The organism is Shimia sp. SK013 (assembly GCF_001292625.1).
GTDB lineage: Bacteria > Pseudomonadota > Alphaproteobacteria > Rhodobacterales > Rhodobacteraceae > Shimia.
Map to the genome: position 1 here is coordinate 208,516 of NZ_LAJH01000028.1, position 24,741 is coordinate 233,256.

General features: G+C 59.1%; 22 protein-coding genes. 12 read left to right on the forward strand and 10 right to left on the reverse strand.

All coding sequences use genetic code 11. The features are described from left to right. Nucleotides 1-3: 3 nt before the first annotated feature. The 5 genes from SHIM_RS19390 to SHIM_RS19410 are packed head-to-tail and all read left to right on the forward strand — an operon-like array spanning nt 4 to nt 4,019. Nucleotides 4-1,074, forward strand: a complete 1,071-nt coding sequence (locus tag SHIM_RS19390) for a glycosyltransferase family 4 protein (RefSeq protein ID WP_054004344.1) — start codon at nt 4-6, stop codon at nt 1,072-1,074. Further along, a complete protein-coding gene (locus SHIM_RS19395; protein WP_054004345.1) occupies nt 1,071-1,658 on the forward strand; it encodes a histidine phosphatase family protein in 588 nt (195 codons plus the stop codon). The genes SHIM_RS19390 and SHIM_RS19395 overlap by 4 nt, the downstream gene beginning before the upstream one ends. Further along, a complete protein-coding gene (locus SHIM_RS19400) occupies nt 1,655-2,797 on the forward strand; it encodes a glycosyltransferase family protein (protein WP_054004346.1) in 1,143 nt (380 codons plus the stop codon). The genes SHIM_RS19395 and SHIM_RS19400 overlap by 4 nt, the downstream gene beginning before the upstream one ends. Before the next feature lie 53 nt (nt 2,798-2,850). Continuing rightward, nucleotides 2,851-3,546, forward strand: a complete 696-nt coding sequence (locus tag SHIM_RS19405) for a polysaccharide deacetylase family protein (protein ID WP_241488934.1) — start codon at nt 2,851-2,853, stop codon at nt 3,544-3,546. Further along, nucleotides 3,543-4,019, forward strand: coding sequence for a class I SAM-dependent methyltransferase (locus SHIM_RS19410; RefSeq protein ID WP_054004348.1), 477 nt, complete (start codon nt 3,543-3,545; stop codon nt 4,017-4,019). Before SHIM_RS19405 ends, SHIM_RS19410 begins: the two co-directional genes overlap by 4 nt. A gap of 88 nt (nt 4,020-4,107) precedes the next feature. Here the strand turns inward: SHIM_RS19410 and trhO are convergent, their stop codons facing one another. The 5 genes from trhO to SHIM_RS19435 all read right to left on the reverse strand — a co-directional run bounded on the left by trhO (nt 4,108) and on the right by SHIM_RS19435 (nt 9,249). Then, nucleotides 4,108-5,016, reverse strand: a complete 909-nt coding sequence (gene trhO / locus SHIM_RS19415; protein WP_054004349.1) for an oxygen-dependent tRNA uridine(34) hydroxylase TrhO — start codon at nt 5,014-5,016, stop codon at nt 4,108-4,110. A 126-nt stretch (nt 5,017-5,142) separates the two neighbouring features. Further along, the gene (locus SHIM_RS19420; RefSeq protein ID WP_054004350.1) at nt 5,143-5,889 is read right to left on the reverse strand and encodes a sulfite exporter TauE/SafE family protein; all 747 of its coding nucleotides are present in this window, start codon (nt 5,887-5,889) and stop codon (nt 5,143-5,145) included. A gap of 64 nt (nt 5,890-5,953) precedes the next feature. Then, complete coding sequence (locus SHIM_RS20255) at nt 5,954-6,811, reverse strand: 3-keto-5-aminohexanoate cleavage protein (protein WP_054004351.1); 858 nt, start codon at nt 6,809-6,811, stop codon at nt 5,954-5,956. Beyond that, nucleotides 6,812-7,624: a TIGR03084 family metal-binding protein gene (locus SHIM_RS20260; protein ID WP_241488935.1), complete on the reverse strand. Its 813-nt coding sequence runs from the start codon at nt 7,622-7,624 to the stop codon at nt 6,812-6,814. Between the two features lie 5 nt (nt 7,625-7,629). Further along, nucleotides 7,630-9,249: an acyl-CoA carboxylase subunit beta gene (locus tag SHIM_RS19435; RefSeq protein WP_054004352.1), complete on the reverse strand. Its 1,620-nt coding sequence runs from the start codon at nt 9,247-9,249 to the stop codon at nt 7,630-7,632. Nucleotides 9,250-9,457: 208 nt separating this feature from the next. Between SHIM_RS19435 and SHIM_RS19440 the strand changes: the two genes are divergently transcribed. From SHIM_RS19440 to SHIM_RS19465, 6 genes are all read left to right on the forward strand, one after another. Continuing rightward, nucleotides 9,458-10,198, forward strand: a complete 741-nt coding sequence (locus SHIM_RS19440; protein ID WP_054004353.1) for a PaaX family transcriptional regulator C-terminal domain-containing protein — start codon at nt 9,458-9,460, stop codon at nt 10,196-10,198. Nucleotides 10,199-10,202: 4 nt separating this feature from the next. Then, nucleotides 10,203-11,111 carry a LysR family transcriptional regulator gene (locus tag SHIM_RS19445; protein ID WP_054004354.1) on the forward strand — a complete coding sequence of 303 codons (909 nt, stop codon included), beginning with the start codon at nt 10,203-10,205 and terminating at the stop codon, nt 11,109-11,111. Between the two features lie 92 nt (nt 11,112-11,203). Beyond that, nucleotides 11,204-13,294 (forward strand): hydantoinase/oxoprolinase family protein, encoded by a 2,091-nt coding sequence (locus SHIM_RS19450; protein WP_054004355.1) that lies wholly within the window; start codon nt 11,204-11,206, stop codon nt 13,292-13,294. After that, entirely contained in the window at nt 13,287-14,993 is a 1,707-nt protein-coding gene (locus SHIM_RS19455; protein WP_054004356.1) for a hydantoinase B/oxoprolinase family protein, read from the forward strand. Before SHIM_RS19450 ends, SHIM_RS19455 begins: the two co-directional genes overlap by 8 nt. Next, nucleotides 14,993-16,216 (forward strand): NAD(P)/FAD-dependent oxidoreductase, encoded by a 1,224-nt coding sequence (locus SHIM_RS19460; RefSeq protein ID WP_054004357.1) that lies wholly within the window; start codon nt 14,993-14,995, stop codon nt 16,214-16,216. The genes SHIM_RS19455 and SHIM_RS19460 overlap by 1 nt, the downstream gene beginning before the upstream one ends. A gap of 31 nt (nt 16,217-16,247) precedes the next feature. Next, nucleotides 16,248-17,087 (forward strand): NAD-dependent epimerase/dehydratase family protein, encoded by an 840-nt coding sequence (locus tag SHIM_RS19465; protein WP_054004358.1) that lies wholly within the window; start codon nt 16,248-16,250, stop codon nt 17,085-17,087. Here SHIM_RS19465 and rpiB read toward each other — a convergent pair. Then, nucleotides 17,084-17,518, reverse strand: a complete 435-nt coding sequence (rpiB, locus tag SHIM_RS19470; RefSeq protein WP_054004359.1) for a ribose 5-phosphate isomerase B — start codon at nt 17,516-17,518, stop codon at nt 17,084-17,086. The two genes, SHIM_RS19465 and rpiB, sit on opposite strands and share 4 nt — an antisense overlap. Before the next feature lie 260 nt (nt 17,519-17,778). Here rpiB and SHIM_RS20265 point away from each other — a divergent pair, with 260 nt between their 5' ends. Further along, the gene (locus SHIM_RS20265; RefSeq protein ID WP_152926616.1) at nt 17,779-17,997 is read left to right on the forward strand and encodes a glycine zipper 2TM domain-containing protein; all 219 of its coding nucleotides are present in this window, start codon (nt 17,779-17,781) and stop codon (nt 17,995-17,997) included. Between the two features lie 210 nt (nt 17,998-18,207). Here SHIM_RS20265 and gyrB read toward each other — a convergent pair whose 3' ends face one another. The 4 genes from gyrB to dnaA form a co-directional block, all read right to left on the reverse strand. Further along, on the reverse strand, nt 18,208-20,628 hold the full coding sequence (gyrB, locus tag SHIM_RS19475; RefSeq protein ID WP_054004360.1) for a DNA topoisomerase (ATP-hydrolyzing) subunit B: 2,421 nt from the start codon (nt 20,626-20,628) through the stop codon (nt 18,208-18,210). Nucleotides 20,629-20,723: 95 nt separating this feature from the next. Then, nucleotides 20,724-21,830, reverse strand: a complete 1,107-nt coding sequence (recF, locus tag SHIM_RS19480; RefSeq protein ID WP_054004361.1) for a DNA replication/repair protein RecF — start codon at nt 21,828-21,830, stop codon at nt 20,724-20,726. Nucleotides 21,831-21,904: 74 nt separating this feature from the next. After that, on the reverse strand, nt 21,905-23,023 hold the full coding sequence (dnaN, locus tag SHIM_RS19485; protein ID WP_054004362.1) for a DNA polymerase III subunit beta: 1,119 nt from the start codon (nt 23,021-23,023) through the stop codon (nt 21,905-21,907). 174 nt (nt 23,024-23,197) lie between these two features. Then, nucleotides 23,198-24,565 (reverse strand): chromosomal replication initiator protein DnaA, encoded by a 1,368-nt coding sequence (dnaA, locus tag SHIM_RS19490; RefSeq protein ID WP_054004442.1) that lies wholly within the window; start codon nt 24,563-24,565, stop codon nt 23,198-23,200. Nucleotides 24,566-24,741 lie beyond the last annotated feature (176 nt).

Here is a 24,741-nt window from a genome sequence, read left to right on the forward strand (position 1 = left end):
GCCATGGCCCGGATTGCCTTTTACGCTGCACTGAAATCCCCGCATCATCCAGTTGCGTCAGGCGAGCGCACCATCGCGCGCAATCTGATGACGGCACTGGAGCAGCCCGGAAGCACTGTGGATCTGGTCTCGGAGTTTCGTCCATTGGACAAGCGCGGCGATACGGCAGCACAGGCGGGATTTGAGGCTGAGGCCGCCGAGATCGCCGAACAGCTGATCGCGCAGGGCGGCTGGGACGCTTGGGTGAGCTATCACAGCTATTACAAGGCGCCGGATCTTTTGGGGCCGGTGGTCAGCAAGGCGCTGGGCATTCCTTATGTGTTGATCGAGGCCACGCGGGCCTCCAAACGGTTGGGCGGTCCGTGGGATGGCTTTGAACGCAAGGCGGCTGCTGCTTGTGATGCGGCGGATGTGTTGTTTCATTTCACGTCGCGCGATGCGGTCGCTTTGCGGCGGGATCTGCGGGACGGTCAGGTGCTTGTGGCGTTGCCGCCGTTTTTGGGGCATTTCGACTTGCCGGTGGCGACAGAGGCATCTGCGCCCATAATTTTGATGGCGGGCATGATGCGGGCGGGTGACAAGCTGGCTTCTTATGAGATTGCGGCGCAAGTTTTGGCGCACCTGACCGGAGATTGGCAGGTTGAGATTGCTGGTGATGGACCTGAACGTGACCGGGTCGAGGCCTTGATGGCGCCGTTTGGGGATCGGGTGCGGTTTTTGGGAGCTTTGGATGCGTCCGTTATGGCTGAGGCCTATGGGCGGGCGCGGGTGTTTTTTTGGCCCGGTGTGAACGAAGCCTTTGGCATGGTTTATCTTGAGGCACAGGCTTATGGCGTGCCCGTGGTGGCGCAGGATCGCCCTGGCGTGAACGAGGTTGTGGCGCCTGGGGGACTTTGTCCGCAACAGTCGCCAGAGGCCCTTGCGGAGGCGATATCACAGGTGTTGAATGATCCGGCGCAACACGCCGTTCGCGCGTCAACCGCGCAGGAGCGTGTGCGGACGTTTCACCTGATGGGGGCCGCGCAAACGACACTTTGGGACGCGCTTGCCCCCCTGCTTTCGGAGGCCACATGATCCGTTTTGCAATGCTAAGACATGGGCACACCGCGTGGAATCGCGCGGGTCAGATCCAAGGCAGCACAGACATCCCGCTCGACGATCAGGCGCGGGCCGATCTTGGCGGGTTTTGTCTGCCTGAGGGCTGGCGTGACGTTGACCTTTACAGCAGTCCATTGGGCCGCGCGGCAGAGACCGCCGGAATCGTTGCTGGGCGTGCGCCAATCACTGTCGACGCCATCACCGAGATGGATTGGGGCGACTGGGAAGGTCGCAAAGGCGTTGAGTTGAAAGCCGATCCCGCCAATGGTTTTCGTGATATTGAAGATTGGGGCTGGGACTATCGCCCACCAAACGGGGAAAGCCCGCGCGACGTCTGGGCGCGGATCGAACCCTGGTTGATGGGTTTGAAGCAGGACAGTCTTGCGGTTTGTCATATTGGCATCATGCGCATGGTGTTGGCTAAGGCGCACGGCTGGGATTTTGAGGGTCCCGCACCATTTGCCGTTAAACGTAACCGGTTGTTTCTGGTCGAAATCGAGGGCAGTGTATTGCGGGTGTCTGACCCTGATATTGTGCGGTTGGAGAAAGTAACCCCATGAAGGTTCTGATCGCGGTCACGCATCTTTTGGGTACCGGACATTTGGGCCGCGCGTTAACGCTCGGCCGTGCATTTTCAACAGCTGGGCATCAGGTGGTTGTCTTGTCAGGAGGTCGGCCCGCGCCGCATCTGGATGCGTCCGGTGTGACGCTTGTTCAGGTGCCGTCTTTGGCGTCCGACGGCATTAACTTCACCCGACTATTGCGCGAGGACGACCGCGAAGCGGATGCAGATTTTTTGCAGGCCCGACAGGAGTTTGTCGTAAGTGCTCTGCATGATCAGGAGCCGGATGTGGTGATCACCGAGTTGTTTCCTTTTGGGCGAAGGTCTTTGTCGGCAGAGTTTCTGGCGTTGTTGTCAGCATGCGGGGAAATGGCTGCGAGGCCGCTGGTTTTGGGGTCGGTGCGCGACATACTGGCGCCGCCGAGCAAGCCGGAGAAAGCAACCCGGGCGCGGGACATTTTGTTGGCCCATTACGACGGTGTTCTGGTGCATTCGGACGCGGCAATCACCACGCTTGACGAAAGCTGGCCGATCACGCCGGATGTGGGCGCGTTGTTGCGATACACAGGCTATGTCGCGCGAGATCCAGCGGGACCGCATCCCGACGGCACAGGTGCGGGCGATGTGATAGTCAGTGCCGGTGGTGGGTCCGTCGGGCAGGCGTTTTTTGAAGCGGCGGTTGAGGCCGCGCGAGGACACCATCTGCATTGGAGACTGCTGGTGGGCGGCTCAGATCGGGACGCGCGTATCGCGGCGCTGAAGGCTAAGGCCGGCAATCTGCAAATCACAATTGAACCTGTGCGTCCTGATTTCAGAGAGATGCTGACAGGGGCGGCGGCTTCGATCAGCATGTGTGGCTATAACACTGCGCTTGATTTGTTGCAGACCGGTGTTCCTGCGGTGTTGGTGCCGTTTGATGACGGCGGTGAAGTGGAACAAACTTTGCGAGGACAGTCCTTGTCTACGCAAGACGGGATTGAAGTCCTGATGGCGCAAGACATGACGCCTGAGACTTTGGTGTCTGAATTGTCGCGGGTCTTGAAGGCGGGCAAACGCAGTGCGGCGGGCCTTAGGCTGGACGGCGCACAGGAAGCTGTGCGGATTGTAGAGCAAATGCTGGCGAAGGCCGTGGCATGAGGGTGGATTGGACGCCTTTGTTGGAGGAGTTCCGGTTATGGCGCGCGGCGGGCATGACGTTTCCACTTTGGTGGCGTGATGATGATGCGGTTGCGCCAACCGCGGCGTTGGATAAGCTTGAAACCTTAAGTGCAAAGACCGGCGCGCCTGTGCATCTGGCGGTGATTCCACACGATGCGTCTGAGGACTTGGCCCGCAGCTTGAGCGATAAATTTGTGCCGGTGGTGCATGGCTGGGCTCACGCCAACAATCAGGCCGAAGGCAAAAAGGCCGAGTTTGGCGACGGACGCGACCCCGCTGCCGCGCGCGTGGATATGCAGCAATCCATTGCGCGGATGAAAACCTTGTTTGGTGTGCGGCTGGCGCCGATGTTTGTGCCGCCGTGGAACCGGTTTGACCCGAACTTGCTGCCGACTCTGGCTGCGTTGGGATTTGACGCGCTGTCGACCTATTTGCCGCGCAAAGTTGCCGAACCCGTGGCTGGTGTTACTCAGATCAACACGCATATCGACCCGATTTTCTGGCGCGGGACACGCGGTTTGGTGGCACCCGAAACACTTGTGGCGCAAACCGTTGCACTGTTGCAGGCGCGGCGCGCAGGCACTCAGGACAATGACGAACCCCTCGGATATCTGACGCACCACCTTGTGCATGACGCCGATATCTGGGAGTTTTCACATCAGTTTTTACAGGAAATGTGCGACGGGCCTGTGCGGCTTTATCGCCATGATGAAAAGGGATTTTCATGAGCCGTCTCAACAGCATGATGCGCCGCCTTGCGGCACAGGCCGAAGGGTTGGAGTGGGGTTTGACCCAAATTGGCACTTTAGAAGGTGATTTCCTTGAGATGGGACTTGGCAATGGTCGGACTTATGATCACATGCGGGAAATTGCGCCGGACCGCCGGATTTGGGTGATAGATCGCGCGCTGAACTGTCATGAATCCTGTGTGCCGCCCAAAGAAGACTATCTTGAGGGCGAGGCGGAAGACATGCTGCGTAAATTGGCGGCAGATGGCGTGAAAATCGCGTTGGGGCATTACGATTTCGGGTTTGGCGTCAAAGCCAAAGACGTGGCCGAAGCGGCGCGTCTGTCGGAAATGATTGCTGCAGTCATGGCCCCGAATGGTGTTTTGATTTCAGGTCAGCCCTTGGTTGGATTTGAACAGGTGCGTGGGCCTGAAACTGTCGCGCCGGAGCGGTATCACTTTTATCGGGCCTAAGCGGTCGGAAAATGGGCTCGGTGATAGAGAACTGAAAAAGGCTGCGCCACAAACCGGTGCAGCCTTTCGATTTCGAATGCAGTTCTGATCAATCCAGTCCGATGATATGCTGTTCTCCGCGTTCACGGGCCAGCAACATCTGTTTTTGACGCTCCCGGAAGCGGGCTTTGTCTCTCTCAGAAGACTCGTCCACACAGTGGTGGCAACTTACACCTGCTTCGTATTCGGGACGGGCCAGATCTTCGGGCAGAATCGGGCGGCGGCAAGCGTGGCACAAAACGTGCGGGCCTTCCTTCAGCGCGTGACCCACGGAGACACGGCCGTCAAAGACAAAGCATTCGCCATCCCATGTGCTGTCTTCCTGTGGCACCTCTTCGAGGTATTTCAGGATGCCGCCTTTAAGGTGGTACACTTCCTCAACCCCTTGGCTCATCAGGAAGTTGGTGGATTTTTCGCACCGAATCCCGCCGGTGCAGAACATGGCGACGCGTTTGTTGTGGAAGCGATCCTTGTTCTCTTCCCACCATGCCGGGAATTCACGGAAAGACGCGGTTTCCGGATCGACGGCACCCTGAAAAGTGCCAATCGCCACTTCGTAGTCATTGCGGGTGTCGATGGTCACGACGTCGGGTGACTGGATCAACTCGTTCCAGTCCTGTGGTGTAACATAGTTGCCTACATGTGCGGTCGGATCGACATTGGGTTGGCCAAGCGTCACGATCTCTTTCTTGAGCTTCACTTTCATCCGCGGAAAAGGCTTGTCTGACGCGGTGCTGAGTTTCCACTCAAAATTCGCACACCCCGGTAGGGATTGAATGTGTGCTATAATCGCATCGATGCCTTTGCGCGTACCTGCGATGGTGCCGTTGATCCCCTCAGGCGCCAGCAGCAATGTGCCGGTAATGCCTTCTTTGAGGCAAAGCTCGAGCAAAGGTGGACGCAGGGCCTCGTGGTTTTCGAAGCGGCTGAAGTGGTAGAGGGCACAGACTGTAAACATAGCGGTCCATTACGCCCAATTTAGTCTCGCATCAAGATCGATGGACCGGCTGCGACAATCGAGCTTTCTGGTCGATTTTTGGCTTTTGAGTTTCCGAAATTTGCAGGTTGGAGTCAAAATTCGGACCTAGAGGAAAGCGATTAAGCCACCCCAAATCAGGCGCAAGGCAATCAACACAAGGATCACGTTCAGAATGCGATGAAAGCCGTGATCTGTCATGCGGCCGAGAACAAGCTTACCGACCCAAGTGCCAAGCGTGCCGGCGGCGATCAAACCGGCGATGAACAGCGCCCAATCGCCGAAGGCAAAGCCGAGCACACCGAACATCGCAACCTTGAGCCCGTGTTGAACAGTCATCAAAGCCGCATGAGTGGCGGTGTGGGCGTGTCGATCGAGTTTCAACGCCTTGATATAACCCGCCACAAAGGGGCCTGTGGCGCCGAAGAACATCGTCAGAAAGCTGGAGATCACGCCAGTAACGAGGGGCCATTGCGCCAACCATTTTGGCGGGCGGGCAAAGACCACCCAGAGGATGAAGAAGCCGACAACCGATTGAATGACCCAGCCTGGCAGGCTGACCACAACGCTGCCGCCGATGGCGATGCCGACAAGCGAGCCAATGACAAAGGCGGGCAGTGCGGTCCACATCACGTGACGAATGAACATCAAGGCGCGAACGCTGTTTGAACCAAGTTGCACAACGCCGTGTATCGGGATGATGGCTGCAGGCGGCAGCAGCACGGCGCAGGCGGCAAGGAACGCGATGCCGCCACCGATGCCGAAGGCCGCGGTGATGAATGAGCCTGCAAAGCTGGTGGCCAGCAAGGCAAGGGCGGCAAATTGGGTTAGGTCGGAAGGGATCAGGTCCGGCATGGGGGGATCATGACCGTGGTTGCATCGGGGTCAAGGTGAGGAATGGCGGAGTGGCGCCGTTGGGTCAGGCGATTTTGAGCATGGCTCTTGCCTCTTGGGGGCTTGCGATTCCGCGTCCTGCGTTCTCGGCACAGGTGGCCAAAGCCTCGATCAACTGCCCGTTGGAGCGGGTTTTGCTGCCATCAGGCAAATAGAATGTGTCCTCAACGCCGGTGCGTAGCATCCCCCCCAAGTCGGCGGCTTTTTGATGCGTTGCCCAGATGTCCTCGCGGCCAATCAATGTGGCCTGCCAAAAACTGTCCTCAAGAATGTAGGGCATCAGAAATTCCAGCAACTCGGGACTAACGGGCATGCCAGAGGCGACGCCCATCACGAGGTTGTATTGTGCCCGCTGGGTCATGCCGTTTTTGACGTACATCGCCACCGAACGCACGATGCCGGTGTCGAAACATTCGAATTCAGGCAGAGTGCCGGATTCTGTCATGACGTCGATGTGGTCTTGGATCTTGGTGGGCGTGTTTTCAAACATCATAGGCGGCCAGGCCCAATCGCCATTTGAGCGCAGCTTTAGATAGTTGAGCGAGCCCGCGTTGCAGGCCGCGATTTCGGGTTTCAGGGCGCGTACGCAGGCCAGAGCGCCAGAATAATCCGGCCCGACAACGCCGGTGGTGGCGTTGATCAAGATGCCGGGACAAGCGGTGCGGATGGCGTCGACGATGTCAGTCGCGACAGCTGGATCCCAGCTGGGCAGGTGGCCTTTGCCGGGCTCTTGTTGGCGAAAATGGATGTGGATCACCGCTGCACCTGCGTCCATCGCTTCGCGGGCGGAGGCGGCGCATTGGTCAGGGGTCACTGGCACTGGATGCTGTGTCGGGTCGGTCAGCACGCCATTCAGCGCACAGGTCAGGATGGCTTTGGTCATTTACGCCTCCTGCACATGGCGGCTGCCGGAGGTTGGCGGTGTTTCTGGCGGGCCCGCAAAGCATTGCGCGTTGGCCATCCACGTTTGCGCGGCTTCGCCAGTGGCGGTCAGCGCGGTGTCGGCAAAGGCGCGGGTTTGCGTGACGACAGCCGCAAAATCGGTGGCGGGGCCGGTGATGGTGTTGTCGGTGTCTTCGCCAAAGGTCCAGACCTCGCCCGATGGGGCAGTCAGCGTCAGGAGTGGCATGGTTTCGGGCACAGGCAGAGAATGGACCTGATGGGACCAGCCAAATGTGTTCACGCCCAAAACGACGATGTTTTTGACGCGATCAGACTCGGTGCGGGTTTTGCCAAGCGTGTCGAATACCTCAAATCCGTGCGCCCATGTTTCCATTTGGCGGGCGGTCATGGAGGAGCGGGCCGACATAGATGGGCCCACCCAGATCAGGCGTTGTTTTGGATCCATGGTGCGCCAGCGGGCGGCCATGTCGCGGGCCTTGGATATCCAAGCCTCGCGCAGGGTGGTTCCGCGCTCGGATATGGTGGCGTTTTCCACAGAACGGAGCGATCCGGTTTCGTTGAGCGAGGCCATCGCGCCACCGATCATTCTGGTAAAAGCGGCCTCGTCCGTGACGGACATATCAGCGCCGATATTCCAAAAATGCAGGTGCACGAGAACGTCCTCGATTGTCCAGCCTTTGAACTGCGTTGGTTGGCGCAGGCTGTCGGCGTCGAGGTCCGCGAGGGCCGTGTAAAGCGTTTCGGATTCGGTGAGAAAATCGTCGGCTTGGGACAAAGTTGGCGGCTGGGTCATGGGGCTCACATTCTGGCGACGCCAAAGGCGTTGGGGTTGAGGTTGCGTCGGCGGGCGTCGGCAACGGTGTCGAGGCAAAAGGCGATGACCTTGCGGGTGTCGCGCGGGTCGATGACGCCATGATCAAGCACCTTGCCGGAGGTCACAAACGGTGAGGATTGCGCGTCAAACAAGCCTTGAATAGCGGCTTCTTGTTGGGCCATGCGGTCTTCGTCGACGTCAACGCCTTTGCGGGTGGCGCCTGCGCGGGCGACGAGGCTCATGGTCTTGGCAGCTTGCGTACCGCCCATCACGCCGGACCGGGAATTGGGCCAGGCAAAGAGGAAATCCGGTTCATAGGCCACGCCGCACATGCCGTAGTTGCCCGCTCCAAAGGATGCCCCGCAGTAGAAGGTCAATTTGGGCACACGGGTGTTGGCCACGGCTTGGATCATTTTCGATCCGTGTTTGATCATGCCGGCCTGTTCATAGGCGGTGCCGACCATGTAGCCGGTGGTGTTGTTGAGAAACACCAAAGGCGTGCCGGCCTGATCACAGGCCTGAATGAAATGCGTGGCTTTGTTGGCGCCCGCCGGATCAATTGGGCCGTTGTTGGCGAGGATGCCGATGGTGTGGCCGTGAACTTGTGCCTGCAGGCAAAGCGTGGCGGCACCAAAGCCAGGTTTGAATTCATCAAAGTCCGAGCCGTCCACCAGCCGTGCGACCAGCTCCCGCGCGTCATAAGGTTTGGACCAGTCGGCAGGGACGACGCCAGCGATGTCGTCGATCGGATGGTTGGGCGCGGAAAAGTCACGGGTTGGAAGATCGGGCAAGTCACGGTTCCAATCCAACCGCGCCATGACGCGGCGGGCCAACGCGATGGCGTGGATGTCGTCATCTGCGAGGTATTCCACAAGGCCGGATTTGGTGGCGTGCATTTCGGCGCCACCAAGGTCGGCGTCTTTGGCGACCTCCCCCGTTGCGGCGTTCACCAGGGCGGCCCCCGCGAGCGCCGCCATGCCGTTTTTCTTGACCCCAATCACGTAGTCCGACAGGCCCGGCATATATGCACCGCCTGCGGTTGAGGGGCCATGCAGCACCGCAATTGTTGGCAAACCTGCAGCGGAGAGTTTCGCGAGATTGCGGAAGACGCCGCCGCCCAAGGCCCAATCTTCGACCTGATAGTTCATCAGGTTGGCACCAGCGCTTTCCACCAGATGCAAAAACGGCAGTTTCTGGCGCAGGGCGATATCCTGAGCGGACAACATGGCTTGCAGGGATTTGGGGCTCAGCGCGCCTGCGTTGATGCCACTGTCGTCGATCACGATCATGCAGCGCACGCCGGAGACCACGCCGATGCCCATGATGAAGGTCGAGCCGGGCAAGGATTTATCGGGGTCCTTGGTGTCGGCCATGTAGCCTGCGAGGCTGTGCAGGCGCAGGAATGGCGCGCCGGGATCAAGCAGGCGCGCAAGCCGGTCACGTGGCGTGATCTGGCCGCGAGCCTCAAAGCGGGCGCGGCGGTCTTCGGATTTCGCAGCTGTGCGCGCCTCCAACGCGCGAAGCGCGTCGACAGCGGCCAACATGGCTGTCCGATTGTCGGCAAACGCAGGGTCCGCCCGGGTGATTTTTGGTCCTGTCCACATGGGTTGCGCCCTCCTCCTGACACGTCCCTATTTCGGTGTAGTGTGTTCCGCCCGCGCCGAGGCGGCAAGTCGCAACGGATGTGACGTCACGTGCAGGTCGCGTCGTGGTGCGGCTTGAGAAGGTCGTGACGCTCGCCTAGGGTGGGCGCAGATCATCAAGCGGAACAAGACTTTGGAACCCACTGAGCTGCAACAAATTATTGCCCGCGTGGCCAGTGTGGGACCTATCAAAGTCTGGTCGGTTGTGGTGTCTGTGCTGGGCGATTTGATGCAATCGGCTGACGACACTTTGGGCGCGAGTCAGCTGGACGCGTTGGTGGCGCCGATGGGGATCAACAATCAGGCCCTGCGGGTCGCTGTGCACCGTTTGCGCAATGACGGTTGGGTCGACACCCAACGACAGGGGCGGCGGTCGCGATATCAGCTGACTGCGCGAGGATGGGCGGAAACGGAACGGGTGCGACCTGATATTTATGGGGCTGCTCCTCAGCCAAATGGCAAATGCGTGTTTTTGGCGGTGGGTCCGCCCCATCTGGCGGCGCCTGATTTTGCGGCGCAGTTGCCCAAAGACAGCGTTGTTCTGACATCTCGTTCGGGTCTTGTTGCGGGGCGGGACGGGATACCGTTGGATTGGCTTTGTGCGCCTTATGAGGACCGGTCGATGCCTGACTGGGGAAAGGCCGCTGTGGTGCCTGAATCGCTTGCGCGGGAATACGAGGCATTGCGTGCCATTGTGGAGCCATTGCTGAGCTTACCGATGCCGTCTGAAGGTTTGGAATGCGCGGCGTTGCGGCTGGCAGTCCTGCACCATTGGCGGAGGCTGCGGCTGCGGCACGGCGCGTTGCCGGATTTGGTGTTGGGTGAGGATTGGGCTGGCGCGCGGTGTCGATTGGTGGTGCTTGAAGCGCTCAGCCGTTTTGCTCGGCCTGAGCTGAGCGCGCTGGAGTAGAGTTTTGGCGCAGATCACCCTGAAACAGCTGGAAACCTTTGTGAAAGTCGCGGACCTGGGTGGGTTCCGGCGGGCCGCTGAGCAGCTGAACACCACGCAACCGAATGTGTCGGCGCGCATTGCCGCGCTTGAGGCGCAACTGCAGCGCAAGCTGATGGAACGCGACGCCGGGTCGGTTCGGTTGACGCCCTTTGGTGAAATCATGCTGGGCAAGGCCCGATTGGTTCTGGCGTCGATGGACGAATTTGTCGTGGGCGCTGGCAATGACGTGCTGTTTGACGGGGTGCTGCGGTTGGGTGTGACCGAGATGGTGGCGCACAGTTGGTTGGTGCCTTACCTCTCTGCTTTGAAAGACAAATTTCCGAACATTGACGTAGATTTGACCGTGGATTTATCGGCCAATTTGTCTGAAGCCTTGTTCAATCGGGGGCTGGATTTGGCTCTGCAAAGCGGGCCGTTTGGGCGCACCACCGTGCAAGCGCTGCCGTTGGGCAGTTTCCCCTATATCTGGGTGGCATCGCCGTCGTTGGGGATCGGACAAAAGGTTCTGAGCTGGCCGGATCTGGCGGCGTTTTCGATCCTCACCCATGCGCGAGGCACATTGCCGTTTGACCAGATCAGCGATCACATGGCGGGCTTTGCCGACGTGCCGGCGCGGCTGGTGCCGTCGACCAATATGGCGGCGGGCATCCAGATGACGATCGAAGGATTGGGCGTGGCCTGTTTGCCGGAGATCATGGTGCGACAGGAATTGAGGGACGGAAAGTTGGAGGCGTTGCGGTATCTGTGGTGCCCCGATGCGTTGCGGTTTTCCGCCCGTTTTGAAGAGACCGCACCGCATTTTGTGCATGAGGCGGCCGAGTTGGCGGCTCGGGTCAGTTGGTCTGATGTGGGTGTCGCAGACGAACGATAAATTTTTTTGATTGATATAATATAAAAGAATAATTGGAATAGATTGAAACGGCTGCGCTAGGCTTTGGGTCACGAACACGAAGGAGCGCGGGCATGGGTCAGGCCGGAACACGATTGGGCGTTGATATTGGCGGGACGTTTACCGACGTTGTGCTTGAGCGCGGCGGGGCGTGGTTTTCGACCAAAGTTCTGACGACTTATGGCGCGCCGGAAGATGCGATCATCGATGGTATGCACCAGGTTTGTGCCAAGGCGGGCATTTCTCCGGAAGAGATCGGCCAGATCATCCACGGGACCACGTTGGCGACAAATGCGCTGATTGAGCGGCGCGGCGCGAAGACGGCGTTGATCACCACCGAGGGTTTTCGAGATGTGATCGAGATGCGCACCGAAAGCCGGTTTGAGCAATATGACCTGAACCTGACGCTGCCTGCGCCGTTGTTGCCGCGCAACCGGCGCTATGTGGTTCGCGAACGGCTGGACGCGCGGGGCGATGTGCTGGTGCCGTTGGCGCGCGCGGACGTGGAAACGCTGGTCGATGAGATTGGTGCGGCAGGCTATGAAAGCGTCGCGGTGGGCTTGCTGCATTCATACGTGAACGACGCGCATGAGCGACTGATTGCAGAGGTGCTGGCCGAACGTTTGCCGGATGTCTTGGTGTCCCTGTCGTCCGAAGTGTCGCCGCAGATGCGCGAATATGAGCGGTTCAACACCACGATTGCCAACGCCTATATCAAACCGTTGATGGCGTCCTATTTGGGGCGGTTGCGGGCGCGGTTGGCGGATGAAGGCGCGGAGTGTCCGGTGTTTTTGATGCATTCGGGCGGCGGGATCATGTCGCTGGAAAGTGCTGCTGAATTCCCTGTGCGATTGGTCGAAAGCGGACCTGCGGGCGGGGCAATTTTTGCCGCCGACATTGCAGCGCGGCACGGCGTGGAAAAGGCGCTGAGTTTTGATATGGGCGGCACGACCGCCAAGATTTGCCTGATCAAATCGCAGACGCCCAAGACGGCACGCGTGTTTGAAGTGGCGCGGACGTATCGGTTCAAAAAAGGCTCGGGCATGCCGATTTCGATTCCGGTGATCGATATGGTTGAGATCGGCGCGGGCGGCGGATCTCTGGCGCATGTGGACGGGATGAACCAGATCCGCGTTGGCCCCGAAAGCGCCGGATCAGAACCCGGACCGGCGTGTTACGGGCGTGGCGGCGACAAGCCAGCGGTGACGGATGCGGATTTGGTGTTGGGCAAGCTGGACCCCGATAATTTCGCGGGCGGGTCGATCCAATTGCATGCTGCGCAGTCGGCGCAGGCGTTGGAGGCTGTGATCGGCACCAAGCTGGATATGGACGCAACCGAGGCGGCCTTTGGTTTGGCCGAGGTGGTGGATGAGAACATGGCCAACGCAGCGCGGGTACATGCGGTGGAGAACGGCGAAGACTTGGCGGATTATACGATGATCGCCTTTGGCGGGGCCGCGCCATTGCACGCTGCGCGATTGTGCGAAAAGCTGGGCGTTGGGAGGCTGTTGGTGCCCGAAGGTGCGGGCGTGGGATCGGCCATCGGGTTCCTGAAGGCGCCGTTTAGTTTTGAGGCGAACCGGTCGGTGTTCATGCGTCTGGCCGCCTTCGATGCCAGCGCCGTGACGGACTTGTTTGCGGAAATGAAGTCTGAGGCCACGGCTTTTGTGCGGTCTTGTGATGCACAGGCGGCGATCTCGGCCGAGCATCGGGTTTACATGCGCTATGCAGGGCAGGGTTGGGAGATTCCGGTCTCCTTGACGGCTGAACTGGCGACAAAGCCGGATGCGGCAACCTATCAGGCGTTGTTTGAAGCCGAATACAAAACGCTGTTTGGGCGTGTGGTCGAGGGCATGGGCATTGAGATCACGGTGTGGTCCGTGAACGCCTTTACGACGCAAGAACGCGCGGATCGCGTGACTGAGAGTGCACCCGCCGCAACGCCGCAGGCCAGCGGTACGCGGGCCTTGTTTGACCCCGCCAAGGGCGCAGTGTTGCAGGCGGATGTGGTGGAGCGAGGGGCCTTTGCTGCAGGTGCTGTTAAAGCTGGGCCAATGGTCATCACCGAGGCGGAAACCACAATTGTGGTGCCGCAAAGCCGCAGCGTAACCGCACATGCCGATGGCACGCTTGATGTCTTCATACAGGAGAAAACCGATGTCTGAGCCGTCAAAAGTTGTCTTTCAGGTCATGTGGAACCGGTTGATTTCCATCGTCGAGGAACAGGCGCAGGCTTTGGTGCGCACCGCGTTTTCGACCTCGGTTCGTGAAGCAGGCGATTTGTCGGCGGGGGTTTATAACGAGGCGGGCGAAATGTTGGCGCAGGCCGTGACCGGCACGCCGGGCCACGTGAATGCGATGGCAGATGCAGTTGGGCATTTCATCCGCCGGATCGGGCGCGACACCATGGCCGAGGGCGATGTTTATATCACCAACGATCCGTGGGAAGGAACGGGCCACAAGCATGACATCACCGTGGTGACGCCGTCGTTTCATCACGGACATCTGATCGGGTTTTTCGCCTGTACCGCGCATATCACCGACATCGGTGGTCGCGGGTTTGGCGCCGATGCCAATGATGTGCATGAAGAGGGGCTTTATATCCCGATCATGCGGTTTGCCGACAAAGGCGCGGTGGATCAGACGCTGTTGGCGATCATCCGTGGCAACGTGCGCGAGCCGGATCAGTTGGTGGGTGACATTCACGCGCTGGCGACCTGTAACGAGATCGGGCATCGCCGCCTGATCGAGATGATTGCCGAATTTGATCTAGCTGATTTGACCGGCATCTCTGACTTTATCTTGAGCCATTCACGCCAAGCCACGTTGGATGCGATCAATGCGCTGACGCCGGGAGTGGCGGAAGGGCAGATGCGGATCGATGGCTATGACCGCCCGATTGATCTGTGTGTGAAAGTGAGCATCGAAAAAGACCGCATTGTGACTGATTGGGAGGGCACAAGCGGGCTGGACAAGAAAGGCATCAACGTGCCGCTGGTCTATACCAAGGCCTACGCCTGTTATGCGCTGAAATGTGCGATTGCGCCGGAAATTCCCAACAACGCCGCCTCGCTTGCGCCGTTTGAAATCACCGCGCCGGTCAATTCCATCGTGAACGCGGTACATCCCGCGCCTGTCGCGTTGCGGCACGTGATTGGCCATATGGTGCCGGACACGGTCTATGACGCGCTCGACAAGCTGTTGCCGGGATTGGCGCCTGCCCAAGGCGCGGGCTGTTTGTGCAATTTCCAAGTGTCGCTGCGCCCGCGCATGGATGCGCCTGCGCCCGAGGATGCGGTGCGGGCCGAAGTGTTGACGTTTAACTCGGGCGGCTCTGGCGCGCGCGCAACGCTTGACGGCATGAGCGCCACGGCTTTTCCATCCGGCGTGATGACCATGCCAGTAGAGGCCACCGAACAGGTCGGCCCCGTGGTGATTTGGCGCAAGGAATTGCGACCTGACAGTGGCGGCGCGGGGCAGTATCGCGGCGGGCTTGGGCAATACATGAGTGTGGGCGCGCGTGAGGGGCATGAATTCGACATTCAGGCGATGTTTGATCGGGTGGATCATCCGGCGCTGGGCTGTCGTGGGGGCGGCAATGGCGCACCGACCACCATCGCCCGTGGCGATGGCACACCGATGAAGGGCAAGGGCAAACAATTTGTGCCGCATGGCGGTCTGGTGGACATGGCGTTTCCCGGTGGTGCAGGCTATGGCGAGCCGCAGGAAAGGGCGAGGGAGGCCGTGCGGCGCGACCTTGCTTTGGGCTATATCACTGCCGGTTTTGCAGCCGAGCAGTACGGCATGGCCCAAGAGGACATAGACGCGGTTTTGGCGCAGGCCAAACGTGGGGAGGTATTTTGATGGCAGCAGCGGGATTTGCGAGCACGCCGACCAAGACGTCTTATGACGTGGTTATCATCGGGGGCGCCATTATGGGCGCCTCCTCGGCTTGGTTTCTGAGCGATAACAAAGACTTCAACGGGTCCGTTTTGGTGGTCGAGCGTGAACCAAGTTATGAGAATTGCTCGACCGCGCACACCAACTCTTGCATGCGACAGCAGTTTTCCAGCCCCCTGAACGTCAAGATTTCCCAGTTCGCGGCAGATTTTGTCAAAAACCTGCGCACCTATATGGGGGGCGATGTGCGGGTGCCTGAGATGGATATCCAGAACTACGGGTATCTTTATTTGGCAGACAACGTGGGCTTTGCCGATGTGCTGCGGGCGAACCAGAAAGTGCAGCTTGAGAGTGGTGCAGAAACGCGACTGCTGAGTGCTGCGCAGATTGCGGCGGAGTATCCGTTTTACAATGTGGACGACGTGGTTTTGGGGTCGATCAACACCAAAGACGAAGGCTATTGGGACGGGGGCGGCGTGTTTGACTGGTTCCGGCGCAGTTCGCGCGAGAGGGGCGTGGAATATGTCGCCAACGAAGTGGTGGCGATGACCAAAAATGCCGCTGGCACGCGGGTGGACAGCATAACGTTGAAATCGGGCGAGGTGATCGCCTGCGGGCAAGTGGTGAATGCGTCAGGGCCACGGGCCGCGCGCACCGCCAAGATGGCGGGCATCGAGGTGCCGGTGGAACCGCGCAAGCGATTCACATGGATTTTCACGGCCGAGCAGCCGCTGGACCGTGAGTTGCCTCTGACCATTGATCCGACAGGCGTGCATTTCCGCCAAGACGGGCCGAAAAGCTATTTGGCGGGCTGTCCTGCCGACCCTGATCCCGCGGTGGATTTCGATGATTTCAACATGGATCACAACCGTTGGCAGGATCACGTTTGGCCCATCATTGCGACTCGCATTCCGCAGTTTGAAGCGATCAAAGTGGTGACGGAATGGGCGGGTCATTATGCCTATAACACCTTTGACCAGAACGCCATTTTGGGGGCGCATCCAGAGGTCGGGAACTTTGTGTTTCTCAACGGGTTCTCGGGGCACGGGTTGCAACAGTCGCCCGCGATGGGGCGTGGCACGGCGGAGTGGTTGATCTATGGAGGCTATCGCAGTCTCGATTTGTCGCCGTTTGGATTTGAACGGATCGCCGCGGGGCGGCCGTTTGTGGAAAAAGCGGTCATTTAGGCCGCGTCACCGATAAGTTGGGAGAAGCACGATGCTTAAGAAGCTGGTTCTGACGGGGGCAGCCGGACGGTTGGGCTCCTATCTTCGCGAGCCTTTGTCGAAGATGACAGAGGAATTGGTGTGCACCGATATCGCGGAGGGTATTGGTAAGCTCTACCCTGGTGAAAGCTATGTCCGGGCTGATTTGGCCAGCTATGACGAGGTTCACACGGCGCTGGAAGGCGCCGAGATGGTGGTGCATTTTGGCGCGATCGTGGATGAGGCGCCGTTTGAGACCTTGTTAGGGCCGAATTTTATCGGTGCCTACAACGTTTGGGAGGCCGCGTTTCAACATGGCGCGCGGCGTGTGGTTTACGCGAGTTCTATCCACGCGGTTGGTATGCACGCCAAGCAGGATTGTATCGACACTGACGTCGCCCACCGGCCGGATTCGTTTTACGGACTGGCCAAGTGTTTTGCCGAAGATTTGGGGCGGATGTATTGGGACAAGCGGGGCTTGGAATCGGTGCACTTGCGCATTCTGAGCTGTGCACAAGTGACCAGTTCACGGGCGTTGGGCAGTTGGCTGAGTTATGACGACCTCATCCAGCTGGTGACGCGGGCGGTTGAGACGCCCACGGTCGGGTTTAGCGTGGTTTACGGGGTGTCCAACAATGACCGTTCGCCGGTGGACAACACCAAAGCGGGGCAGCTTGGATACCGGCCCAAAGACAATGCCGAACAATTTGCCGCCGAGATTCTGGCGCGAGAGCCGGCAGGAGATCCAACCGACCCGGCGCAGATGTGTCAGGGCGGGCCGTTTTCCGCAGTCGATCTGGGCGAAAGCGGGTTGGCGCAGATGACGATCGTGGACGACCGCAAAGAGACCTAACCCTCGATCATGTCCACGCGGGTGGCGTGACGACCGCCCTCAAAGTCCGCATCCAGAAAGGCGTCAACGATTTCGAGCGCGACGCCTTCGCCGACAACACGCGCGCCGATGGACAGCATGTTGGCGTTGTTATGCTGGCGGATCATCGCGGCGGAAAATGTGTCTGAACACACACCACACCGGATGCCGTCGACCTTGTTGGCGGCCATCATGATACCTTGGCCAGTGCCACACAGGATGATGCCGAGGTCGCACTCGCCATTGGCCACAAGATCAGCCGCCGCTTTGCCGTGGATCGGGTAATGCGTGCTTTCGGGTGAGGTCGGGCCGATGTCGACGACTTCATAGTCTTTGGCGGCGATGTGCTTGGCAACCGCCTGGCGCAGGTCGATGGCGGCGTGGTCACTGGAAAGAGCGATGCGTTTGGTCATTGGTGTGTCCTGAAAATGGGCCGATGTGCGCCTTGTATGGCGATCGCGGCGCGATTGGAAGATGACACAGCAGCGCCGATTCCGTGGGCGGCTGTTGGGCGCAGCGGTGCATCTCCGCTAATTTGATGGCGAAATGATGGAGTTTGTATCGATAATCCGCGGAACTGGCAAAGATATTGGCAAGGGATTGCAGGATCTCTTGTATTATGCAATCAAAATACTAGATAAAGGCCATCGAATGAAACAAAGGAATGGCACATATGAAAGTCGTAGCAATCTCAGCCCTGATAGCGACTCTCGCGACCGTCCCTGCTTGTACTACGCAGCGGGACGTCGAGTGCGCAGGCGCATCGCTCACTGGTGCTGTTGTTGGAGGCCTGATCGGCAACCAGCTTGGCGGCGGTAGCGGAAAAGATGTTTTGACGGCAAGTGGCGCGGCTGCGGGTGGCTTAATGGCCAACCAAGCTGCGGGATGCTGACCTAGAGCCAATCATTCTATCAAAGCAAACAGAATTCCGGTGCGCCGGACCAAGAATTTGGGCGTGTTCCCACTCTCCCTCCTCCCTCCCCTCGGGAACACGACCCAAAGCCCTTTTTAATACGACACGGCTGGCGAGCATCTCTGCTCTGCCAGCCGCATTTCGTTTTGAACCTTGAGTTTGGCGCACCACGTGCCCCGAAGCCAAATGTCAGAAGTCGAGGTTTTCCACGCTAAGCGCGTTTTTCTGGATGAACTCACGGCGGGGTTCCACAACATCGCCCATCAGCTTGGTAAAGAGATCATCCGCGCCGGCGATGTCGTCGACTTTCACCTGCAACAGAACGCGGGCGTCGGGATCAAGCGTGGTCTCCCAAAGCTGATCGGGGTTCATCTCACCCAGACCTTTGTAGCGCTGCAGCGTGAGGCCTTTCTCACCCTCGGCAAGGATTGCTGCGAGCAAGTCGAGTGGGCCGTTGATGATTTGGCTGCGGTCCTTGCGCACCAGCGTCGCCGGAGTGTCGTAGACCTCTTGCAGGCTTTCGGTAAAGCTGCCGGATTTACGCGCCTCACCGGAGCGCAACATCGGACCATCCAGCGTGCGCACTTCCTCGACGCCGCGCAGAATACGGGCCAGTTTGATGCCGTGGTCCTGCGTGATGCGGCCCGCCCACCCCTGTTCATATTCCAGCGCGATCAGGTTCAGCCGTTTTGCCACTTTGTCAGCCACACCTTGCAGGTCGGCATCCACTGCACCGGGCACAAAGGCACCAGCAATGGCGGCCTGTTCCAGAATGTGGCGCGGGTAATGCGTCGGGAAGGCGTCGAGAACCTGTTTCAACTGGCGGGCTTCGGTTACAACGCGGGCCAGATCCTGACCAAGCATTTCAGCACCGGAGCCAAGTTTCAAAGACGCGCCGTCGACGCCCTGGTTGACCAGATAGTCGTCCAGCTCGGATTGGTCTTTCAGGTACACCTCGGACTTACCGCGCGCCACTTTGTACAGTGGAGGTTGGGCGATGTAGAGGTGGCCCATTTCGATCAATTCAGGCATCTGGCGATAGAAGAACGTCAGCAAAAGTGTGCGGATATGCGCGCCGTCGACGTCGGCGTCGGTCATGATGACGACCTTGTGGTAGCGTAGCTTGTCGATGTTGAATTCATCGCGGCCAATACCGGTGCCAAGCGCCATGACGAGGTTGCCGATTTCCTGCGACCCCAACATGCGGTCAAATCGCGCGCGTTCCACGTTCAAGATTTTACCGCGTAGCGGCAGGATGGCTTGCGTCATCCGGTCGCGACCGGTTTGGGCTGAGCCGCCAGCGGAGTCGCCCTCCACGAGGAAGACTTCGGTCTTTGACGGGTCTTTTTCAGAGCAATCCTTGAGTTTACCGGCGAGGAAATTCACGTCCATCGCGGATTTGCGACGGGTCAGTTCGCGGGCCTTTCGAGCGGCTTCGCGTGCGTGCGCCGCTTCAAGAATTTTGCTGACAATCATCCTGGCGATCTGAGGGTTTTCCTCAAACCATTCGCCAAGTTTTTCACCCAGCAGACCTTCGACGGCGGGGCGCACTTCAGAGCTTACCAACTTGTCTTTGGTCTGAGACGAGAACTTGGGATCGGGCACTTTGACCGACAAAACGCAGGTCAGACCTTCGCGGGCGTCATCGCCGGTGAAGGTGATCTTTTCCTTTTTGGCGATGCCGCTTTCTTGTGCGTATTTTTGCAAAGTACGGGTCAGCGCACCACGGAAGCCGGCAATGTGGGCACCGCCGTCGCGTTGCGGAATATTGTTGGTAAAGGGCAACACGTTTTCATGATAGCTGTCGTTCCACCACATACCGACCTCGACACCGATGTCGTCTCTTTCGCCTTTGACATAGATTGGCGCGTCCATCAGGGGGGTCTTGTGACGGTCGATGTATTTTACAAACTCGTTCACACCGCCGTCGTAAAACAGCTCGGTTCGCAGCGGTTCGGCGGGGCGTTCGTCTTCGAGAATAATGCGCACGCCGGAGTTCAGGAACGCCAGTTCACGCAGACGCTTTTCGAGCGTGTCGAAAGAATATTCGAGATCTGAGAATGTGTCGGTGGAGGCCATGAAGCGGACCTCGGTGCCGGTCTCGTCCGCCGGGCATTCTTTGACCGTGCGCAGATGCTCGGTGCAATCGCCGTGTTCAAACTTGGCGTAGTGTTCGTGGCCATTGCGCCAGATGCGCAGTTCCAGCCAGACCGAAAGCGCGTTCACAACAGACACACCCACACCGTGCAGGCCGCCGGAGACTTTGTAGGAGTTGCTGTCAAACTTACCACCGGCGTGCAGTTGGGTCATGATGACTTCGGCTGCAGAAACGCCTTCTTCGGGGTGGATGTCGACCGGAATGCCGCGTCCGTTGTCATACACGGACACAGAGCTGTCGGCGTGAATCTTGACCTTTACGTGGTCAGCATGGTTTGCGAGCGCCTCATCGATGCCGTTGTCCACGACCTCATAGACCATGTGATGCAGGCCAGAGCCGTCGTCGGTGTCACCAATGTACATGCCGGGGCGTTTGCGAACAGCCTCCAAGCCTTTGAGAACCTTGATGGAATCCGCGCCATATTGCTCGGGTTCTTGCGCGTTGTCAGACATTCAATCCGCCTTTATTGATTTCCCGAATTTATAGCGGTTTCGGCAGGGGATGTCACGCAATTGGGCGTGAATTTCCCAGCCCCGAAAGGCGGGAGTCAGCCAACGGGTTTTACCACCGAAATTCCATCCTCGTCAGTGACCTCGAAATACTGTGCGCGGCTTCCGAGCGCGTCAAACAGGTCAGTCTCGGTACCGGTCATCCAAGCCTGCGCGCCAAGAGCGCAGATCTCGTCATAGAGCGCGGCGCGGCGGGTGGGGTCAAGATGCGCGGCGACCTCGTCCAGAAGTACGATGGGTGGGGTGCCTACGTCTTCGGACAGGGCGCGGGCGTTGGCGAGGATCAGGCTCACCAAGAGGGCCTTTTGCTCCCCTGTGGAACAGTCTTTGGCGGGCACGCCTTTTGCGGCGTAGGTTCCGATCAAATCGGAGCGATGTGGCCCTACCAGCGTGCGCCCCGCGGTGATGTCGCGAAAACGGCTTTCAGCGAGGGCGTCGCGCAGGTCGTCGGCTGTGTCGGGCAGGCTGCCTTCCGATTGGATCAGGTCGAGCTCTGCGACGGGAAAGGCGGTCTGGGCTTGCTGTTGTGCTTCGGACAGGCGGGCAAGGGCTTTGCTGCGGGCTGTGTGGATCTGGGTGCCGGTGGCGGCCATCTGACGCTCCAGAGCGGCGTACCAATGGGCGTCGGTGACCTGATCCTTGAGCAGGCGGTTGCGTTGGCGCATGGCTTTTTCATAGGCCAGCGACGCTTCGGCGTGTTCGGGGAAAAAACTGAGTGTGGCGCGGTCCAGAAACCGGCGGCGGCCTTCGGCGCCTTCGATCCAGAGGCGGTCCATCGAGGGGATCAGCCAGAGCACGCGGGCCAAACGCGCGAGCTGCGTTTGCGGGGCGGCCTTGCTGTCGATCTGAATTTGGCGCGCGGCGCCTTCCTCGGAACGGATATCAACTTCGTAGTTTTGGGTGCCTGATTGCAGAAGCCCCGACAATTTCCAACCGATGGCCTCGGGCCGACGGGTCATGTCCTCGGCACTGGCGCGGCGCAGTCCGCGGCCGGGTGAGAACAGCGAAACGGCCTCAAGGATGTTGGTTTTGCCTGCGCCGTTGGGCCCATAGATCGCGACGGGCCGACCATCGGTTTCCAGCGTGCCCATTTTGTGGGACCGAAAATGGCTGAGTGTCAGGCAGGTGAGGGCGAGGCGGGTCATTTAGCGGCCCCTGAAGAGGGTCGGGCGCTGCCCGGTCCGGGACCGGGCTATTTGGGTCGAAAAATCGGTGTTGATCACACGCGCATCGGCATGACGACATAGACGGCTGAGAGGTCGTTGCCTTCACGCATCAGGGTCGGATCACCCGCCGAGTTGAACATAAACACGGCGTTCTCGCGATCCACCTGAGAGGCGATTTCAAGCAGGTATTTGGCGTTGAAGCCGATCTCCAGCCGTTCGTCGTTGTAGGCGACGGCGAGCTCTTCCTCGGCGGCGCCGCTGTCGGGCGAGTTCACCGAAAGGATCAGGCGATCCTCATCAAGCTGCAGTTTGACAGCGCGTGACCGTTCCGAGGACACAGTAGCAACGCGGTCTACGGCCTGCGCAAATTCGGTGGCGTCCACCTCAAGCTTGCGGGTGTTGCCTTGCGGAATCACGCGGGTGTAGTCGGGGAACGTGCCGTCGATCACCTTGGATGTCAGGGTGATGGTCGGGGTGGCAAAGCGCACTTTGGTTTCCGAAACGGACACCGCGATTTGCATATCGTCGTCGTCCAGAAGTTTGCGCAGCTCACCCACGGTTTTACGCGGCACGATCACGCCAGGCATTTCGAGAGCGCCCTCGGGCAGATCTGCGTCGATGCGGGCCAAACGGTGACCATCTGTGGCCACGGCGCGCAGAACTTTGCCCTCTTCGGACTCCGAGATGTGCAAGTAGACGCCGTTTAGATAGTAGCGGGTCTCTTCTGTGGAGATCGCAAACTTGGATTTATCAAACAGGCGGCGCAGCACAGGGGCGGGTGCCGAGAAATTTGACGAATACTCAGACGTCGCCATCACGGGGAAATCTTCGCGGGGCAGCGTGGCGAGAGAGAAATTAGAGCGGCCAGCCTCAACCGTCAGGCGGCCAGCGGCGCCATCGTCGGTGAGGGTCACAAGCGCGCCATCCGGCAATTTGCGGACAATTTCGTGCAATGTGGTCGCAGCCACAGTGGTCGCCCCCGCGCGTTCCACCATCGCGTTGGCCTTGTCCACAACCTCGATATCAAGGTCGGTGGCGCGGAATTGAGCGGTGTCGCCCTCGGCTTCGATCAGGACATTGGCCAGGATCGGAATGGTGTTGCGGCGTTCTACAACCGACTGCGCCTGGCTGACGGCCTTGAGCAGCACGCTGCGTTCGATACTGATTTTCATCCCATCGTCCTCTCGATTGCCGGGAGGGGCACACTAGCGTGTTACCCTTTTGGCGCAAGCATTTTTGCCTTTGTCTGTCACTTCGACAAAGGCGTCAAGGTTGTGGGTACAATTGAAAACGCCGCGTCCCGAAAGGCGCGGCGTTTTGATCACGGTTGCGGTGAATTCAGGCAGTTACGCCTCAAGCGCGCGGCGTAGCAATTCCAGATCATCGCTGATCTGTGCGTCCTGTGTGCGCAGCTCTTCGACCCGTTTGACCCCGTGCATCACGGTGGTGTGGTCACGCCCGCCAAAGCGACGACCGATCTCTGGCAAAGACCGCGAGGTCAGCTGTTTGCAAAGATACATGGCGATCTGGCGCGGGCGGGCAAAGTTGCGCACACGTTTAGGGCCGATCATGTCTGACAGGCGAATGTTGTAGTGCTCGGCGACTTTGCGCTGGATTTCCTCGACGGAGATCTTGCGATCGGACGCCCGAAGGACGTCAGACAGGCAGTCCTGCGTCAGCTCCATCGTGATTTCACGGCCCACAAGGGAGGCGAAGGCAAAAAGACGGGTCAGCGCACCTTCAAGCACACGCACGTTGGTCGAGATGCGGTGTGCGAGGAATTCCAGAACACCGTCCGCCAGTTGAAGCCCGGGATATTGCGCGCGGTAGTTGTCGACCTTGGACTGCAAAATGCCAAGGCGCAGTTCGTAGTCGGTCGGGTGCAGGTCCACGACAAGGCCACATTGCAAGCGGCTCTTGATGCGGTCCTCAAGGTCTTTGATTTCGCCTGGCGCGCGGTCTGCGGAAATGATGATCTGTTTGTTCTGATCCACAAGCGCGTTAAAGGTGTGGAAGAACTCTTCTTGTGTGCTGTCTTTGCCGGCGATGAATTGCACATCGTCCACCATCAGAACGTCCACGGAGCGGAACAGTTCTTTGAAATCCATCATCTTGCGATCGCGCAGAGCCTGCACAAAGCGATACATGAATTGTTCGGCTGAGAGATAAAGCACGTTGAGATCAGGGCGCTGGGTCTGCAGTTCCCAGGCAATCGCGTGCATCAGGTGGGTTTTGCCAAGGCCGACGCCACCATAAAGAAACAGAGGATTGAAAGTGACGGGACCACCTTCGGCCACACGGCGCGCGGCGGCGTTGGCCAGTTCGTTGGGCTTGCCGACGATGAAACTGTCAAAGGTGAAGCGAGCGTCCAGCGGCGCGCCGGTCATGGCCAATCCGCGATTTTCGGAGGCAGCAGGGGCGGCTGCGGGGACGGATGTTTTGGCCTGAGCCGTTGACGGGCGTGCGGATGTGTTGGCTGCAACAGCGAACTGGATGCGTTGAACCGAATGCCCGGCATTGGTCATCTGATTGAGAATAAGATCCCCAAAATTCTGCGAAACGTAATTGCCGATGAAGTTCGTAGGAACGTTGAATGTGGCGACACCATCGGTGAGTTCGAAAAACTCAATCGGTTCGATCCAAGTCTTAAAATTGTTTTGGCCAACCGACTTGAGTAGGTCTTGCTGCAGCGCGCCCCATTGTTCCTGTGTCATGTGTCCCCGTGTTCCTTCACCGTCGGGCCGGTTCCCCAGCCACATTTTCGCCTTTTAGCACGATGTCACAACGCCTTTGGTCGGCCCAAAGGCCGTAAGGAAACCAAAATCCGATGGCATCGGGGTGTCCCTACCCCGATCCGAATCCGGTCATCAAAGCGCAGTAGCGCTGGTTC